This window comes from Variovorax sp. R-27, from assembly GCF_049913215.1.
In the GTDB taxonomy this organism is placed as follows: domain Bacteria; phylum Pseudomonadota; class Gammaproteobacteria; order Burkholderiales; family Burkholderiaceae_C; genus Variovorax.
In genome coordinates, this window is sequence record NZ_CP183984.1 from 6,787,032 (window position 1) to 6,804,545 (window position 17,514).

15 protein-coding genes are annotated in these 17,514 nt (G+C 67.8%); 4 read left to right on the forward strand and 11 right to left on the reverse strand.

All coding sequences use genetic code 11. From position 1 onward, the window contains the following. Positions 1-6: 6 nt before the first annotated feature. From ACN9MV_RS31935 to mdeB, 7 genes are all read right to left on the reverse strand, one after another. Positions 7-672, reverse strand: a complete 666-nt coding sequence (locus tag ACN9MV_RS31935; RefSeq protein WP_307614680.1) for an aldolase — start codon at positions 670-672, stop codon at positions 7-9. Beyond that, positions 669-1,940, reverse strand: coding sequence for a 3-oxo-tetronate kinase (gene otnK, locus ACN9MV_RS31940; RefSeq protein ID WP_093076231.1), 1,272 nt, complete (start codon positions 1,938-1,940; stop codon positions 669-671). The genes ACN9MV_RS31935 and otnK overlap by 4 nt, the downstream gene beginning before the upstream one ends. Positions 1,941-1,943: 3 nt before the next feature. Beyond that, a complete protein-coding gene (gene denD, locus ACN9MV_RS31945) occupies positions 1,944-2,960 on the reverse strand; it encodes a D-erythronate dehydrogenase (protein ID WP_426390851.1) in 1,017 nt (338 codons plus the stop codon). A 26-nt stretch (positions 2,961-2,986) separates the two neighbouring features. Next, complete coding sequence (gene ltnD, locus ACN9MV_RS31950) at positions 2,987-3,910, reverse strand: L-threonate dehydrogenase (protein ID WP_426390852.1); 924 nt, start codon at positions 3,908-3,910, stop codon at positions 2,987-2,989. 22 nt (positions 3,911-3,932) lie between these two features. Further along, complete coding sequence (locus ACN9MV_RS31955; protein WP_093174392.1) at positions 3,933-5,261, reverse strand: MFS transporter; 1,329 nt, start codon at positions 5,259-5,261, stop codon at positions 3,933-3,935. A gap of 143 nt (positions 5,262-5,404) precedes the next feature. After that, positions 5,405-6,181, reverse strand: a complete 777-nt coding sequence (locus ACN9MV_RS31960) for a FadR/GntR family transcriptional regulator (RefSeq protein WP_093076237.1) — start codon at positions 6,179-6,181, stop codon at positions 5,405-5,407. Between the two features lie 59 nt (positions 6,182-6,240). Beyond that, a complete protein-coding gene (mdeB, locus tag ACN9MV_RS31965) occupies positions 6,241-8,895 on the reverse strand; it encodes an alpha-ketoglutarate dehydrogenase (protein WP_426390853.1) in 2,655 nt (884 codons plus the stop codon). A 105-nt stretch (positions 8,896-9,000) separates the two neighbouring features. On the opposite strand from mdeB, the gene ACN9MV_RS31970 reads away from it, so the two are divergent. Continuing rightward, positions 9,001-9,468 carry an Lrp/AsnC family transcriptional regulator gene (locus ACN9MV_RS31970; RefSeq protein WP_093076240.1) on the forward strand — a complete coding sequence of 156 codons (468 nt, stop codon included), beginning with the start codon at positions 9,001-9,003 and terminating at the stop codon, positions 9,466-9,468. A 121-nt stretch (positions 9,469-9,589) separates the two neighbouring features. Here ACN9MV_RS31970 and ACN9MV_RS31975 read toward each other — a convergent pair whose 3' ends face one another. Continuing rightward, the gene (locus tag ACN9MV_RS31975) at positions 9,590-11,830 is read right to left on the reverse strand and encodes a PhoX family protein (protein WP_426390854.1); all 2,241 of its coding nucleotides are present in this window, start codon (positions 11,828-11,830) and stop codon (positions 9,590-9,592) included. A 149-nt stretch (positions 11,831-11,979) separates the two neighbouring features. After that, on the reverse strand, positions 11,980-13,128 hold the full coding sequence (gene mltA / locus ACN9MV_RS31980) for a murein transglycosylase A (RefSeq protein WP_093076243.1): 1,149 nt from the start codon (positions 13,126-13,128) through the stop codon (positions 11,980-11,982). Between mltA and ACN9MV_RS31985 the strand changes: the two genes are divergently transcribed. From ACN9MV_RS31985 to ACN9MV_RS31995, 3 genes are all read left to right on the forward strand, one after another. After that, positions 13,127-13,288 (forward strand): hypothetical protein, encoded by a 162-nt coding sequence (locus tag ACN9MV_RS31985; RefSeq protein WP_176928796.1) that lies wholly within the window; start codon positions 13,127-13,129, stop codon positions 13,286-13,288. The two genes, mltA and ACN9MV_RS31985, sit on opposite strands and share 2 nt — an antisense overlap. A gap of 196 nt (positions 13,289-13,484) precedes the next feature. Next, positions 13,485-14,144 (forward strand): OmpA family protein, encoded by a 660-nt coding sequence (locus ACN9MV_RS31990; RefSeq protein ID WP_093055306.1) that lies wholly within the window; start codon positions 13,485-13,487, stop codon positions 14,142-14,144. An 84-nt stretch (positions 14,145-14,228) separates the two neighbouring features. Then, entirely contained in the window at positions 14,229-14,792 is a 564-nt protein-coding gene (locus tag ACN9MV_RS31995) for an OmpA family protein (protein ID WP_093076244.1), read from the forward strand. Between the two features lie 4 nt (positions 14,793-14,796). Here the strand turns inward: ACN9MV_RS31995 and ACN9MV_RS32000 are convergent, their stop codons facing one another. Beyond that, positions 14,797-15,423, reverse strand: a complete 627-nt coding sequence (locus tag ACN9MV_RS32000) for a response regulator transcription factor (RefSeq protein ID WP_093076246.1) — start codon at positions 15,421-15,423, stop codon at positions 14,797-14,799. A gap of 44 nt (positions 15,424-15,467) precedes the next feature. Next, entirely contained in the window at positions 15,468-17,513 is a 2,046-nt protein-coding gene (locus ACN9MV_RS32005; protein ID WP_426390855.1) for a two-component system sensor histidine kinase NtrB, read from the reverse strand. Between the last annotated feature and the right edge of the window lies 1 nt (position 17,514).

Here is a 17,514-nt window from a genome sequence, read left to right on the forward strand (position 1 = left end):
TTTGTACTACCAGCGCGCACCGAAGGTACGGCGCAGTTCATCGATCTGATCGGCGTTCAGCGGCTCGGGCCGTGCGGCCTGCGCGAGCTGCTGAAGCCGTGCGGTTTCTTCGAGTTCTTCGAGCACGGCCATGGCGGCGGCCGGCGTGTCGTGCCAGACGTTGGGGCCGAGGCGCGTGAGCATCACGGCGCGAATCGGCGTGCCGGCGGTGCCGAAGCGCTCGATGGTTTGTGCCACCTGTTCGGCCGCTTCGGACGCGCCGGGCCGGTGGTACGGGATGACCGGCACGTGGCCGACCTTCATCACGAAATACGGTGTAAGCGCGGGCAGCAGTTCGTCGCCCGGTTCGTTCAGCGTGAGCGCGACGCAGTGCGTGCTGTGTGTGTGAATCACGCAGGCGGTGTTCGCATCGAACTTGCGCGTCGCGGCGTAAATGCGCGTGTGCAGTGCGATGGTCTTGCTGGCGCGATCGCCGCTAGTTTGTTGGCCTTGCGCGTCGAGCCTTGCCAATCGGGCCGGGTCGAGAAAGCCGAGGCAGGCATCGGTCGGCGTGATCAGGAAGCCGTCGTCCAGCCGCACGCTGATGTTGCCGGCGGTGGCATGCACGTAGCCGCGCTCGAACAGGCTGCGGCCGACGCGGCAGATTTCTTCACGGGCTTCGTTCTCGGTCATGCGAGCACTGTAAATGCCTTGGTGAAGAAATCGTCGCTTCCGAAGTTGCCGGACTTCAGCGCGATATGCACGCCTGCCTCTGGCGCAGCATCGGAACGCGCATGGCACCACGGCACGCCGGGGTCGATCTGCGGGCCTATCTGCATCTGCGCGATGCCCAGCGCCTGCACGCATGCACCCGAGGTTTCACCGCCGGCCACCACCAGCTGGTGTACGCCGCGTTCGACCAAACCGCGCGCGATGGCTGCAATGGTGCGTTCGACCATCGCGCCGGCCTCTTCGACACCGAGCCTGCCTTGCACCGACTTCACGGCGCCGGCTTCGGCGGTCGAGTAGACGAGCACGGGGCCCTTGTCGATCAAGGGCGCGGCCCAAGCCAGAGCCTCGGCGGCAACGTCCACGCCCGCGGCGATGCGCAATGGGTCGACGGCCATTGCCGCGCCGCCGCGCTGGATGAAGTCGAGCACCTGCCGGTTGGTGGCTAGCGAGCAGCTGCCCGAGACCACCGCCGTCTTGCCGCCGGCCTTTGGCAATGCACTGGCCTGCGAAGAAGGTGCGAGGCCGAAGTTGGCCGGCAGGCCGATGGCCACGCCCGAGCCCGCGGTGAGCAACGGCATCTTCGCGAGCGCCGGGCCCATGCGCAGAAGGTCGTCGTTCGACACGGCGTCGACGATGGCGATCGTCACGCCCTCGGCCTTCAGCTGAGCGATGCGCTCATCGATGGCAGTCGCGCCGCGCGCCACCACCGTGTAGTCGATGAGGCCCACCTTGCGCTTGCACTGCGCCTGCAGCACGCGCACGAGGTTCGGGTCGGTCATCGGCGTGAGCGGGTGGTTCTGCATGCCGCTCTCGTTGAGCAGCACGTCGCCCGCGAACAGGTAGCCCTTGAACACGGTGCGCTTGTTGTCTGGAAAAGCGGGCGTGGCGATGGTGAAGTCGCATTGCAGCGCATCCATCAGCGCCTCGGTCACGGGGCCGATGTTGCCTTGCGCCGTGCTGTCGAAAGTGGAGCAGTACTTGAAGTAGATCTGCTTTGCGCCCTGTGCCTGCAGCCAGCGCAGCGCATCGAGCGACTGCGCGATGGCCTCGGCCGGCGCGATGGTGCGCGACTTGAGTGCGACGACGACGGCATCCACATCGGCATCGAGCGGGCCTTCGGGCACGCCGATGGCCTGCACCACGCGCATGCCCGCGCGCACGAGGTTGTTGGCGAGGTCGGTGGCGCCGGTGAAATCGTCGGCGATGCAGCCGAGAACGAGCTTTGCCATGGGTCAGTCCTTCACGACAGGCAGCTTCACGGCCTGTGCGTTCTCGCGCACATAGTCGCGCAGGATGGCGTCGAAGCTGGCGTCGGCCTTCAGGCCCAGCGCTTCGGCGCGCGCTGCGTGGATGCGACTGGGCCAGCTGGTGACGATCTTCGCGATGGCGGCGTCGGGCTCCCAGTCGATCAGGCCGGTGGCGTCCTTGCCGGCAATGCGTTCGAGCGCCTGCGCCATCTCGCGCACGGTGGTCGTCAATGCCGGCAGGTTGATCGCAGTGCGTGCACCCCATTCCGCGGCGCTGGCGGTGGCCGCGCGCACGATGCCCGCGACGGTGTTGCCGGGCGATGCCAGCGCGACAGGCGTGTCGGGCGACACGGGGCAGCGCGCGCGTTCGCCCGCCAGCGGCTCGCGCAGCATGCCGCTCAGGAAGCTGGAGGCCGCGCCGTTGGGTTTGCCCGGGCGCACCGACACCGTCATGAGCCGCACATTGCGGCCCTGCACGAAGCCCTTGCGCGTGAAGTCGGCCACCAATTGCTCGCCGATGAATTTCTGGATGCCGTAGCTGTTCTGCGGTGTCGGCAACGTGGTGTCTTCGATCACTGCGGGCAGGCGCTGCTCGGGCGAATCGCCGAACACGGCGACCGAGCTGGAGAACACGAACACCGGCGAGTGGCCCGCGCGGCGGCAGGCCTCCAGCAGGCCGCGCGTGGTGTCGAGGTTGCTGCGCATGCCCAGGTCGAAGTCGGCCTCGCATTCGCCACTCACAGCGGCGGCGAGGTGGAACACCGCGTCGGTGTCGGCCAGCGGCAGCGCTCCGTTGCCAGCCTGCTCGTACAGATCGCCCTGCACGAATTGCACGCGGACGTCGCCGGCCAGGTCGGCGGGCGGCGGCACGCGGTCGGCCAGGGTGATGCGCGACACCGGCTGCGCGGCGCCGCCTGCCAGTGCGAGGTTGCCGCCCGCGAGCAGCGTGCGGGCGAGGCGGGCGCCGAGGAAGCCGCAGCCGCCGGTGATGAGGATGTTCATGAGCGAGTGTGTCCTTCTTGTCTTGTTCAGGCCTGTTTTTTCGGCGCCGGCACTTCGATGCCCGGGAAGATCTTGATCACCGCGCTGTCGTCTTCGCGCGCATAGCCCGCGGTCGATGCCTGCATGAACATCTGGTGCGCGGTGGACGACAGCGGCAGCGGAAACTTGGTCGCGCGCGCCACGTCGAGCACCAGGCCCAGGTCCTTCACGAAGATGTCGACGGCCGACAGCGGCGTGTAGTCGCCCGCGAGCACGTGCGCCATGCGGTTCTCGAACATCCAGCTGTTGCCGGCGCTGTGCGTGATGACTTCGTACAGCGCCGCCGGGTCCACGCCTTCGCGCAGGCCCAGCGCCATGGCCTCGGCCGCCGCGGCGATGTGCACGCCGGCCAGCAGCTGGTTGATGACTTTCACCTTGCTGCCGGCGCCCGCGCTGTCGCCCAGGCGGTAGACCTTGGCGGCCATCGCGTCGAGCACCGCGCCGGCCTTCTCGTAGACGGCGGGCGTACCGGCGGTCATCATCGTCATCTGGCCGCTCGCAGCCTTCGCTGCGCCGCCGGAGATGGGCGCGTCGAGGTACAGGATGCCCAGCTTCTCAAGGCGCGCTTCGAGCGCCACCGACCAGTTCGGATCGACGGTGGAGCACATCACGAACAGGCTGCCGGGCTTCATCGATGCGGCGCAGCCGGGCGCGGTGCCGTCGCCGAACAGCACAGATTCGGTCTGCACCGCATTCACGACGACGCTGACGACGATGTCGCACTGCGCACCGAGCGCGGCCAGCGTGTCGCAGGCCGTGCCGCCATCGCGCGCGAAGGCTTCGGCGACCTCGCGGCGCACGTCGAACACGTGCGGCGCATGGCCCGCGCGGCGCAGCGATTGCGCCATGCCGGCGCCCATGGCGCCGAGGCCTACGAGGCCGACGACGGGAGTGTTGGTGCTGGAAGTCATGCAGGGATTCTTTCTTTCGAGGTCAGCGATTGACGAGTTGCTTGGGCGTGAGCCACACGCCGATGGCGCCGAGCACCAGCGCACCGGCCAGCACGTACATGCCGATCTGCGTGCTGCCGGTCAGGTCTTTCAGGTAGCCGATGAGGTACGGGCTCACGAAGCCCGCGAGGTTGCCCACCGAGTTGATGGCCGCGATGCCGGCAGCAGCAGCCGTGCCCGTGAGGAAAGCGGTGGGCAGCGACCAGAAGAGCGGCGCGCAGGTCAGCACGCCGGCTGCGGCGAGCGAGAGGAACGCCAGCGACACGACCGTGTTCTGCGTGTACGAAGCCGCGACCGTGAAGCCGATCGCGCCCATCAGCGCGGGCACGATCAGGTGCCAGCGGCGCTCCTGGCGGCGGTCGGCGCTGCGGCCGAAGAGGTTCATCGCGACGATGGCGCAGACGAAGGGGATCGCGCTGAGCAGCCCGATGTTCAGGTTGCCCTGCACGCCCGTGGCCTTGACCAGCGTGGGCAGCCAGAAAGTGAGTGCGTATTGGCCCATGACGAAGGCGAAGTAGATGAACGCCATCCACCATATGCGCGCATCGCGGAACACGCCAGCCACCGAGTGCGGGCCCTTGGCGCCATGGGCTGCGTCGCGCGCCACCTCGCGCTGCAGCAGCGCCTTTTCTTCGGCGCTGAGCCAGCGCGCCTGGGCGATGCCGTTGTCGAGGTAGACCAGCACCATCACGCCCACGAGCACGGCGGGAACCGCCTCGATCAAGAACATCCACTGCCAGCCGCTCATCGACGAGACGCCGTGGAAGCTGTCCATGATCCAGCCCGACAGCGGGTTGCCGAAGATGCCCGCCACCGGAATGGCCGACATGAACACCGCGATGATCCGCGCGCGCCGGTGCGCCGGGTACCAGTGCGTGAGGTACAGGATCACGCCCGGATAGAAGCCCGCCTCGGCCACGCCGAGCAGGAAGCGCAGGATGTAGAAGCTGGTCGGCGTCTTCACGAACATGAAGCAGGCCGAGAGCAGGCCCCAGGTGATCATGATCCGCGCGATCCAGATGCGCGCGCCCACGCGGTTGAGCAGCAGGTTGCTCGGCACCTCGAACAGGAAGTAGCCGAGGAAGAAGATGCCCGCGCCCAGGCCGAACACGGTTTCGCTGAAGCCCAGGTCTTGCCCCATCTGCAGCTTGGCGAAGCCCACGTTGACGCGGTCGAGATACGCGACCACATAGCACAGCATGAGAAAAGGCACGAGGCGCCAGAACACCTTGGCGTAAGTGCGCTTTTCGAGCGCGGCATCGGCTGCGGCGGACGACGGCATGGCGCCGGCCTTGAGGGTCGAGGAAGTCATGAGAAAGCTTTGTCTCGGTTGATTTGTCAGGTCATCATACAAATTTGAGATTTATGAGCTGGCCCGGGTAAACCCGGAGATCGCGCCGTTGGCGGCGACTTTCTGGTGTCTTTCTGTGTCGGCTCGGCTGCCTACAGCTCGCTTTAGCTGCCTATTGGCCAGCCTTCGACCAAGGGCCGCGCGAGCTGCGCGCCTTCCTGCTGCCAGAACGCGGGATCGGCCTGCTCGATGCGGCGGATCGCGTTGTCCATGTGGCTCTTGGCCGCCTCGCGCGCCCGCAGCGGATCGCCGGCCTCGATGGCTTCGACGATGCGCGCATGCTCCTGCGCCACCTCGCGCGCGAAGTCGGCGCGGCGCGCCTCGTTGGCGCGCGTGACGCGGGTGGCGCCGTGGAGGAACTGCCGCAGGTACTGCAGCGTGCCGATGAGGAAGGGATTGCGCGCAGCCTCGGCAATGGCGCGGTGGAAGCGCACGTCTTCGTCGGCGCCGTTGCCACCCGCTTCCACGGCGGCGTGCAGCGCGTCGATGGCGTCGCGGATGCGCTGCACATCGTCTGGCGTGCGGCGCTCGGCGGCCAGCGCGGCCACTTCGGCTTCGAGCGCGCGGCGCAGCTCGACCATCTGGATGACGGCTTCGCGCGAAGCTACGTGCGGCATCTCGAAGCGCAGCGGCTCGACGCCGGCGGCACGCACATACACGCCGCTGCCCTGGCGCGAATCGAGCAGGCCCAGCGACTTGAGCCGCGACACCGCTTCACGCACCACGGTGCGGCTCACGCCGAACTGCTCGGCCAGCGCGGTCTCGGTCGGCAGGCGGTCGCCTTCGGAAAGGCGCCCGCTGCGCACCTCGGCGGCCAATGCATCGGCGACCTGGTCGGCCAGGCGGACGCTGGGGGCGAGGGATTGGAAGCGGGCGGTCATGGGCGCGAATGGGGTGGGGCCTGCGACTCTAACGCAGGCCCTGCGCGACCGCCGCGGCCTCAGTTCAGCGCGTGGCGAGCAGCCCGCGCGATGCTGGCCGCATCGACGCCGAAGAATCCGCGCAGCGCCGCACGCGTGTCGCTGCGGCCGAAACCATCGGTGCCCAGCGTGATGTAGCGGCGGCCTTCCGGCAGGAAGGCACGCACGCTCTCAGGCACGGCGCGCACGTAGTCGGTGGCGGCAATGATGGGCGCCTTGCTGCCCTTGCCGAGCTGCTGCGCGATGAACGCGGTGCCGGCTTCTTCACCCGACAACGCGCGCTGCTCGCAGGCCAGCCCGTCGCGCGCAAGTTCGCTCCAGCTCGTGACGCTGAACACCTCGGCCTCGATGCCTTCTTCGGCCAGCAGCTGCGCGGCCTTCACAACCTCTGTGAGGATCGCGCCAGAGCCCATCAGCGTGACCTTCTTCTTCGCCTTGCCCGATGCCGGCGCATACGTGCCGAAGCGATAGCACCCGCGCAGGATGTCGCCTTCCGCGCCCTCGGGCACATCGGGCTGCGCGTAGTTCTCGTTCATGAGCGTGACGTAATAGAACACGTCCTTCTGCTCGACCATCATCTCGCGGATGCCCGCATCGACGATCACCGCCATCTCGCCCGCGTAGGCCGGATCGTAGGCCTTGCAGTTGGGAATGGTCGCGGCCACGAGGTGGCTGCTGCCGTCCTGATGCTGCAGTCCTTCGCCGCCGAGCGTGGTGCGCCCGGACGTGGCGCCGAGCAGGAAGCCGCGCGCACGCTGGTCCGCGGCAGCCCAGATGGCGTCGCCCACGCGCTGGAAGCCGAACATCGAGTAGTAGATGTAGAAGGGCAGCATCGCCAGGCCATGCACGCTGTAGCTGGTGGCGGCCGCCGTCCAGCTCGCGATGGCGCCGGCTTCGCTGATGCCTTCTTCGAGGATCTGCCCGTCGGTGGCTTCGCGATAGCTCAGCACCGAGCCGATGTCTTCCGGCGCGTAGCGCTGGCCCACGCTCGAATAGATGCCCACCTGCTTGAACAGGTTGGCCATGCCGAAGGTGCGCGCCTCGTCGGCCACGATGGGCACGATGCGCGGGCCCAGGGCCTTGTCCTTCATGAGATTGCCCAGCATGCGCACGAAGGCCATGGTGGTGCTCATTTCCTTGCCGGCGGCGGCCGTGGCGAACTGCGCGTAGCTCGCGATGTCGGGCTTGGCCACCACGTCGCAGGCGGTCTCGCGGCGCGGCATGGCGCCGCCGAGCGATTCGCGGTGCTGGCGCAGGTAGCGCATCTCGGCGCTGTCTTCGGCGGGGCGATAGAAGTCCATCGCGGTGGCCTGCGCATCGGTCAGCGGCAGGTTGAAGCGGTCGCGGAATTCGATGAGGTCCACGTCGCCCATCTTCTTGTGCGAGTGCGTGGTCATCTTGCCCTGCGCGGCGCTGCCCATGCCGTAGCCCTTCTTGGTGTGGGCGAGGATCACAGTGGGCTGGCCCTTGTGCTTGGCCGCCGCCGCGTAAGCCGCATGGATCTTCACGAGGTCGTGGCCGCCGCGCTTGAGGCGATCGATCTGCTCGTCGGTCATGCCTTCGGCCAGGCGCGCGAGTTCGGGGTTCTGGCCGAAGAAGTTGTCGCGGTTGAAGCGGCCGTCTTTTGCGGCGAAGGTCTGCATCTGGCCGTCGACGGTGTTGGCGAACACGCGGGCCAGCGCGCCGCTCGTGTCCTGCGCGAAGAGGCCATCCCAGTCGCTGCCCCACACGAGCTTGATGACGTTCCAGCCGGCGCCCGCGAAGAGCTTTTCGAGCTCGTCGATGATGCGGCCGTTGCCGCGCACCGGGCCATCGAGGCGCTGCAGGTTGCAGTTGACGACCCACACGAGGTTGTCGAGTTTTTCGCGCGCGGCGAGCGTCAGCGCGCTCATCGATTCGGGCTCGTCCATCTCGCCGTCGCCGAACACGCCCCACACCTTGCGGCCTTCGCAGTTCAGCAGGTTGCGGTGCGTGAGGTAGCGCATGAAGCGCGCGTGGTAGATCGAGCTGATGGGGCCGATGCCCATCGAGCCGGTGGGGAACTGCCAGAAGTCCGGCATCAGGTACGGATGCGGATAGCTGCACAGGCCGCGCGCGCCGCTGCCGTCGACGAAGGCGGGAGCGGTGAGCTCCTGGCGGTAGTGCTTCAGGTCTTCTTCGCTCAGGCGGCCTTCGAGGTAGGCCCGCGCATAGACGCCCGGGGCGCTGTGCGGCTGGAAGAACACGAGGTCGCCTCGGTGCTGTTCGCTGCGCGCGTGGAAGAAGTGGTTGAAGCCGGTCTCGAACAGGTCTGCCGCGCTGGCATAGCTGGCGATGTGGCCGCCGAGTTCGCCATACGCCTGGTTGGCCTTGGCCACCATCGCGAGCGCGTTCCAGCGCATCAGCGAGGCGAGCTTTTCCTCGATGGCAAGGTCGCCCGGGAACGGCGGCTGGTCTTCCGCGGCGATGGTGTTGACGTACGGCGTCGCGAGTTCGGGCTGCCAGCCGATGCGCTGCTGCCGCGCGAGGCGGGCCAGCTCGACCAGCATCTGCCTGGCGCGCTGCGGCCCCTGTGTTTGCGCCAGCGCCACGAAGGCGTCGCGCCATTCGGCGGTCTCGGCGGGATCGGGGTCGTGCGAAAGCTGCGGGTCGAGCAGCAAGGCGCGCATCTGGTCGGCGGAAATCGGGGCGTTCATACCGGCACTTTAGGCCGCCTTGCGGAAAATTAGCTACTGGCGCGAGCAATCCCACGCCAGCCTTGCAGCATAAAATTCCGCCATTTCTTGAATTCAAAGCATTTCATGCAACTCGACGCCATCGACCTGCGCATTCTGGATGAGCTGCAGCGCGACGGTGCGCTGTCGAACGTGGAACTGGCGCGGCGCGTGCACCTGTCGCCGTCGCCCTGCCTGGCGCGCGTGAAGGTGCTTGAAGCGAACGGCGTGATCGACCGCTATGTGGCGCTCGTCAGCGCGAAGGCATTGGGCCTGGGGCTCAACGTGTTCATCTCGATCAGCCTGACGACGCAGAGCAAGCAATCGCTCGCCGACTTCGAGCAACGCATCGCCGAGCACGACGAGGTGATGGAGTGCTATCTGATGACGGGCGACAGCGACTACCTGATCCGCATCGCGGTGGCGGACATGGCTGCGCTGGAGAAATTCATCCTGGAACAGCTCACGCCGATTCCGGGGATCGAGAAGATCCGCTCGAGTTTTGCGCTCAAGCAAGTGCGATACAAAACGGCGCTGCCGTTGCCGAGGGAGTAGGTGCTCCCCCAGGCTTCGCGCACTTCGTGTCGCTTCGCCCACCCCCTCGCCGGGGGCAACACCGGTGGCCCGGCAGAGCCGGTTCCACGGTGTTCCCCGGAGGGGCCTAGGGATTCAACGCTCAGAGGCCGATCAGGCCGCCGTCGTCCTTCGTGATGACCACGGTCGCCGAGCGAGGACGGGCGGTGCCGCCTTGCGGCCAGTGGCTGAGGAACTTCGTCGGATCGCTGATGTTGGCCTTGGCCGTGTTCTCGCCCGGGTGCTGGATGTTCACGAACAGCGCACGGCCGTCGCCCGATTCGGCGATGCCGGTGATTTCGCAATCAACCGGGCCAACGAGGAAGCGGCGCAGGCCGTCGGTGCCCGGGGCCTTGCCGACGAAGGTGGCCTGCGTGGCGGTGGTGCCGCCATCGACGTTGGTGATGGTCTTCGCTGCACCATCGCCGACCTTGCCCGGCAGGGCGCCGAGCAGCATGCAGTTGGTCACGTCGGTGTACTTGCCGTCGTCGGTCTCGATCCACAGCAGGCCGGGCGCGGCCTGACTGAACCACATGCCGTCAGGGCTGGAGAAGTCGTTGTCAGCTCCAAGGGCGGACAGGTTCACGTCGGCCGACGCGGTCGAGCGCGCGCCGAACAGGTACACGTCCCACTTGAAGGTGACTGCAGCGGGGTCGCCACCGGCATCCGCGAAACGGATGATGTGGCCGTTCGGGTTGCCCTTCTGATCGACGCCGTTCTTCGGGTCGTTGTACGAACGCGGGTTGGCCGCGTCGGTGCCAGTGACCGGACGTGCCGAGTTGTTGGTGAGGGTGAGGTACACCTCGCCGTTCTTCGGGTTGACGGCCGTCCATTCCGGGCGGTCCATCTTCGTGGCGCCAGCCGCATCGGCTGCGTGGCGTACGTTGATCACGACATCGGCCGCATCGGCGAATGCATAGCCGGCGTAGCTCGAGGTGATGTTGTTGACACCGAGCTTCAGTTCGAGCCAATCGCCCGTGCCGTCGGCCTTGAATTTGGCGACGTAGAGCTTGCCGTCGTCCATGTACTTGTCGCCGGCCGCAATGCCGCCGCCGACGTCGGCCGCATCCCAGTTCTTGGTGGACACGAACTTGTAGAGGTACTCGTTCTGCGAGTCGTCGCCCATGTACCAGACCAGCGGCTTGCCGACCACGACCGGGCCGAGGCAGGCGCCTTCATGGCCGAAGCGGCCGAGCGCGGTGCGCTTCTTCGGCGTGCTGGTGGGAGCGAACGGGTCGATCTCGACGACCCAGCCGTATGTGTTGGAGCCGTTGCGGTAGTCGTCGACGGCAGTGGCTCCGATGACCTCGGTATTCCAGCGGCCATACAGGTTGTCGGCAGTGTCGGGCGTGACGGTGGCCCAGAGCTCGCGGCCAGCGCTGGCCACGCCATAGCGGGTGAAGCTTGCGATTTCCTTCGCGGTGCGCTGGGGGTCGTCGTTGGCCTTGATGCGGCGGAAGTAGCCGGCCCAGTTCTCTTCGCAGGTCAGGTACGTGCCCCACGGCGTGGTGCCGTTGGCGCAGTTGTTGAGCGTGCCGCGGGTCTTGCTGCCGTCGGTCGAGTACTTGGTCTTCAGGTAGTCGGTCTTAGCGGCCGGGCCCGAGAAATTCATCTCGGTCAGCGTGTGGACGCGGCGGTTGAAGCTCGAGTCCTGCTTGTAGCTCCAGGTGCTGCCGCTCTTGTTGACCTCGATCGCGCTCACGCCGTGCAGGTAGAACTCGCGCAGCACTTCGTCGGCGACGGTGCGCACGGCGGCATTGCCGGTGCCGGTGATGGTCTGGCCGGCGGGGTGCAGGAACAGCGGCGTGATGGCCTCGTGGTTCATCACGAGCATGCCGCGCGAGGCGTTGGCGGCGTCCCACTTGTTCGAGGCATTCATGCCGAAGAAGGTCATGCCGTCGTGGTGGTCGCCGGCGCGGCGGTCGTAGGTGGTGGCGTCGTCGGTGCCGTCGTTCTTGTAGGCAGCGACACCCGAGGCGATCGGGTCGCCCAGGCGGTACAGCACGCTGGCGGTGTAGCCGGCAGGCACGGTCACGACGTCGGCGAGGCTCTTTGCGACGGCATTGAAGCCGAGCTTCATCGGAGCGGGGGAAGGAGCGGCAGCCGGCGCAGGGGGGGCGGGTGCGGGGGCCGGGGGCAGGACCGGGAAGCTGGTGCCACCGCCGCCACCGCCGCCGCATGCCTGGAGCAGCGCGGTACCGGCAGTGCCGACGCCCAGGCCGAACAGATGGCGGCGGCTCAGGCGCGAGGCGATCAGGTCGGTGAACGAGGGGTTCGACGTGGGGTTGGTGCCGATGTCGTCGAGGTCGACCGAGGGATCGTCGGTGCGGGTATTTGCGGTCATGCGCAATGTCTTTCTTCGTGGGTTGGGGGAGAAACCAGCCCGCGAAGTTAGGCACTTCGTATGACGACTCCGTGAATTGCTCAGGTTCCAGTCAGGTTGAATCAGGCTGTTTTCAGCACCTCTTCATCAACCCTTCAGGCCCGCGCGGCTCAGGGCGCGGGCAGTTGCCGCGGCCACAGCGCCCACAGGCGCAGCGGCTGGTTCATGCTCGCCGCAAGCCTGCCCGCATCGGCGCCGGTGCCCGCGAAGTAGTCGGCGCGCACGGCGCCGAGGATGGCGCTGCCGGTGTCCTGCGCCACCACCAGTTTCTGCAGCTGCGCCGCCGGCCCGTTGGAAGCAAGCCACACCGGGGTGCCGTACGGGATGCTCTCGCGGTCGACCGCGATGGAGCGGCCGGCCGTGAGCGGCACGCCCTGGGCGCCGCGCGGGCCGAAGGCGGCGTCGACCTCGCTCATCGTCTCTTCGCGGAAGAACACGTAGCGCGGGTTGCTCCACATCAGCTGCGTCACGCGCTGCGGGTTCTGCGCTGCCCAGGCCTTGGTGTCGTCGGGCCACTTGCCGACCTTGCTCACGCCCTGGCTCATCAGCCATTGCTGCACGCTGCGGTAGGGCTGCTCGTTGGTGGCCGAGAAGGCCACGCGCACGGTGTGCTGGTAGCCGTTGGCCTCGGTGATGCGCAGGCGCCCGGAGCCCTGGATGTGCAGCATCAGCGCGTCGATGGGGTCGGCCATCCATGCGATCTCGCGGCCGCGCAGCGCAGCCTGGGCTTCGGGCAGGGTCTCGATCTCCTGGCGCGTGTACCAGGGGCGGCGCGGCACCAGGCCGTCGGGGGCCTGGTAGATCGGCACATTGAAGGCGGCGGTGGGTACGCGCGATGCTTCGTACACCGGCTCGTAGTAGCTGGTGAGCTTGCCTTCGGTCTGGCCGTTGAGCGCCTCGATGCGGTAGGGCTGCAGCCGGTCGGTCATCCACTGGCGCTGCTCTTCGGGGGTGGCAATGGTCAGCTGGCGCACGTCGCGGCACAGCGGCGCGAAGGCGGCGTTGGGGCGCGAGCAATTCGCCAGCAGCGCGATCCAGGCCTCGTGCAGCGGGTCTTCGCCGAACCCGGGCAGCTCGCCCCACCCGACCGGCACCCAGCGGCTCTTGGGGTGCGCGAGCGAGCCGGTGAGCGGACCGAGGTCTCGCGGCTGGGTGGCGGGGGGGCGGGTGGGGGCCTCGGGCGCGCGCGGGCCGGTGGAACAGGCGGCGAGCGTTGCTACGATCACAAGCCCGACCAGCCACTGGAGTCCATTTCTCATGGGTTTGATTCTGCTTGAAGCCCTCGCCGCGGGACTCGTGTTCATCTTGATCATCTGGTGGACCATGTTTTCCGGCCGGAACAAGGGTGAATTGCATGACGACGACGAGCCTGAAGCAGGCCGCGACGCCACCGATCGAAACCCGCCGCCGGAAACGTGAATTGCTTGTGCAGTCCCGCGCCGCGCCGCCATGTCGGACAACTACCCCATCGCTATTACTTTAGTAGCAATCATCGTAGCATTCATGCGCTATGGCGAAACTTTTCTTATTTTCTGTGGGGCTTTGAGCCCGTACCATCGCGTACGCCCGGAAGCTAAGCTGTGGCCCGCCTGACTCAACCTAGAAAGGGATCGCCATGAAAAAGTTTGTACTCGCCACCACTGCCACAGCACTCATCCTGTCCGGCTGCGCCGGCGGCATGACCGACACGCAGCGCAACACCGGCATCGGCGCCGGTATCGGCGCGCTCGGCGGCGCCGCCATCGGCTCGGCCACGGGCGGCAACCGCGGCGCCATCGGTACGGGTGCGGTGCTCGGCGCGGCAGCCGGCGCGCTCGGCGGCTACCTGTGGTCGCAGCGCATGGAAAACCAGAAGCGCCAGATGGAAGCCGCCACGCAGGGCACCGGCATCGCCGTGACGCAGACGCCGAACAACGAGCTGAAGCTGCAGATCCCGAGCGACGTGTCCTTCGACGTGGGCCGCGCCAACATCAAGTCGAACTTCGCGCCGGTGCTCGACCAGTTCGCGAACGGCCTGCGCAACAACCCGAACGCCGAGGTGCGCATCATCGGCCACACCGACAGCACCGGCTCCGACGCCATCAACAACCCGTTGTCGGTCGAGCGTGCCACCAGCACCCGCGACTACCTCGTGGCGCGCGGCGTGAACGCGGCGGCCTTCCGCATCGAGGGCCGCGGCTCGCACGAACCGATTGCCGACAACAACAGCGATGCCGGCCGTGCGCAGAACCGCCGAGTCGAAATCTACGTGGGCGAGCGCGCGCCGCAGGGCTGAGCGTTCACCACCCCGGGAAACCGGCCGCGCTGAAAGGCCGGTTCCCACCACTACCGTTCCATTGGTCCATAGAGAGGGAAATTCATGAGGAAGTTTGTTGTTGCTAGTGCGGCTGCGGCCGCTTTGCTTTTTATTGCGGGCTGCGCTTCGCAGTCGCCGCCGCCGGCAGCCGCCGCTCCGGCTGCTGCACCGGCTGCGCCAGCCAACAGCTGGACGGCCCGCCTGGCCGCACTGAAGACCGACCTGGAAGCCTCGACCAAGGGCACGGGCGCGGTGATCGAACAGACCGCCGACAACCAGCTGCACGTGGTGATCCCGAACGAGCTGTCGTTCGACACCGGCCGCGCCAACGTCAAGCGCAACCTGGCTCAGGTACTCGACAAGGTCGCCGACGGCCTGAAGAACGCCACCGCCGCCAGCGTGCGCGTGGTCGGCCACACCGACAACACGGGCAGCGAAGAAGGCAACGAACGCCTCTCGGTGAGCCGCGCTGACAGCGTGCGCAATCACCTGGTGGGCCGAGGCGTGTCGACCACGGCCATCACCACCGACGGCCGCGGCTCGCGCGAGCCTCTGGCCGACAACGGCACGGCAGCAGGCCGCGCCCAGAACCGCCGCGTCGAAATCTTCGTCGCGGAAAAGGCCTGATCTTCTAGAGATCCCGAAGTCGGTTGGCCAATTCGACGGCCGACTTCACTTCCATCTTGTCGAACACGCGCGCGCGGTGCACTTCCACCGTGCGCACGCTGATCGCGAGCTGGTCGGCGATGAGCTTGTTGGGCAGGCCCTCGACCACCAGCCGCATCACGTCGCGCTCGCGGTCGGTCAGCTCGCCGATGCGCTCGGCCAGCCCGCGCCGCACGCGCTGCACTTCCAGCGCCTGAAGCGACGCATTCAACGCATGCTCGATCCGGTCGACCAGCGCGTTGTCCGAGAACGGCTTCTCGCAGAAATCGAAAGCACCGCGCTTGACCGCGTCGACGGCCGTCGGCACGTCGGCGTGGCCCGTCAGGAAGATCACCGGCATCGAGGGCAGCAGGCCGCGCTCGGCCAGCCGGTCGAACAGCACCAGTCCGCTGGTGCCGGGCATGCGCACGTCGAGCAACAGGCACAGCGGCTGTTCGGGCAACGGGCCCTGGTCGAGAAACTGCTCGAAGGCCTCGGCGCTTGCGAAGTGCTCGCTGGCCAGGCGCCGCGAGCGCAGCAGCCAGGCCAGCGCCTCGCGCACGCTGGCGTCGTCGTCCACGATAAAGATCAAGCCATCGATCAGCGGTTGCATGCGGTGAGATCCAGCAGAAGATTGTTTGATTGATTGAAACGCCGTCAGCCCGCGGCCGGCAGCGTGAATCTGAACACGGTGCCGCGCGGCTTGTTCGGCTCGAACACCAGCGCCCCGCCATGTTGCTCCACCACCGTGCGGCACAGGCTGAGGCCGAGCCCCATGCCATCGGCGCGCGTGGTGAAAAAGGGCGTGAAGAGCCGCTCAGCCACTTCCTCGCTGATGCCGCTGCCCAGGTCGGCCACCGAGAACTCGAGCCAGCGCCGCCCGTCTTCCTGCACCGCGGCGCCCACCGCGTTGGCGCGCGCCACGCGCAGCCGCAGCACGCGGCTGCCGACATTGTCGGGGCCGTCCATGGCCTGCATCGCATTGCGCGCGAGGTTCAGCAGCACCTGCTCGACCAGCGTGCGGTCGCACATGGCCGCGGGCAGGCGGTCTTCCAGCACCACCTCGATGATCACGCCGAGCTTGCGCGCCTGCAGCCGCACCAGCGGCAGCACCGCATCGATCAGCGCCTGCGGCGCCACGGCCTCGCGCGTGCGGTCACGCCGGCGCACGAAGTCGTGCACGCTGCGAATGACCTGGCCCGCGCGGTCGGCCTGCTCGGCAATGCGCCTCACCGCCATCGCCACCTCGCCCTGGTCGCCTTTGGCATGCGGCCCGAGCAGGTTGAGCGAACCACTCGCGTAGCTGGCGATGGCGGCCAGCGGCTGCGTGAGCTCGTGGCTCAGCAGCGAGGCCATCTCGCCCACCGTTGCAAGCCGCGCGCTCGCCTGCAGCCGCTCCTGGCTGGCACGCGAAAGCTCCTCGATGCGGCGCTGCTCGCTCACGTCGATGAACGCGCTCATCCAGCCGGTCTGCACCTTGTGCGCGTTGATCAGCGGCGCCTCGAAGATCAGCACCGGAAAGCGCGTGCCGTCCTTGCGCATGAAGACCGACTCGAAGCCTTCGCGCGGCGGCATGCCGCCCGCAAGGCGCCGCGCCTGCCGCTGCTGGTACTCGTGCGCCAGCTCGGTGGGCCAGTAGGGCGCATCGGCGTTGTCGGCCATGAGCTCCTCGGGGCTGAAGCCGACCATCTCGCAGAAGGCCGGGTTCACGTAGGTGATGCGGCCCTGCAGGTCGCGCGCACGCAGGCCGGTGATGACCGAGTCTTCCATCGCCTTGCGGAAGGCGAGCGCGTCGGCCAGGTCGCGCTCGGCGCGCAGGCGGCGGCGCGTGTCGCGCGCAAGCAGCACCAGCACCGACACCAGCGCGATGGAGATCGCCGTGACCAGCGCCGTGAGCATGTTCGGGAACAGGTCGGGCGCGGCGCGCCAGCCGTCGACACGCAGCATCAGCGCGGTGCCCGGCAGGTCGATGAGCTGCTGCGAGGTGAACACGCGCGTGCCGGTGCGCCGCGAGGTGCCGAGGGCTACCAGCCGCGTGCCGTCGGCCTCGGTGAAGGCCACTTCCTGGCCGCGCGTGAGCGTGGGGCCGACCAGTTCGATCAGCGCGTCGCGCAGCGAGTAGCTGGCCACGAGATAGCCCCCGGCATCGATGGGCACGCACAGCTCCATCACCTCGATGCCGCCGCCGCCGGCAATCGGCACGTAGTGGCTCGGCGAATAGGCCGGCGCGCCGAGCTTGCGCGCGGCGGCGCAGGCCAGCGTCACGTCGGACTGCTCGGCCCCGCGGCTCTCCTCGTCGAGGATGCGCATGCGATAGGGCGTGTTGACGGCCTGCTGCGGGCGCAGCGCGGCGTCGCGCCATTCGAGCCGCAGCCATTCGCGATGCTCACGCAGCAGCGCGGCCGCCACCTCGGACCATTGCGCGCGGTCGACGCCCGGAGCCTGCGTGGCGCGCAGGCTCTGCGCATTGCGCTGGAAGCCGCTGCGCAGGTCGGAGACGGCGTCGGAGGTGTCGCGGTCGAGCGCCGCCTGCACCTGCTCGACCTCGTGCCGCCCCGCGAGCCACACCACCGTGACCAGCAGCACCGACACCAGCACCGCCAGCAGCAGCCACAAGAACCAGCGCTGCCACAGCGAGCGTAGCCGCGCGTACGCCAGCAGCGCCCACCGCTGCGGTGCGACGGTCAGCAGCGCATCGGACATT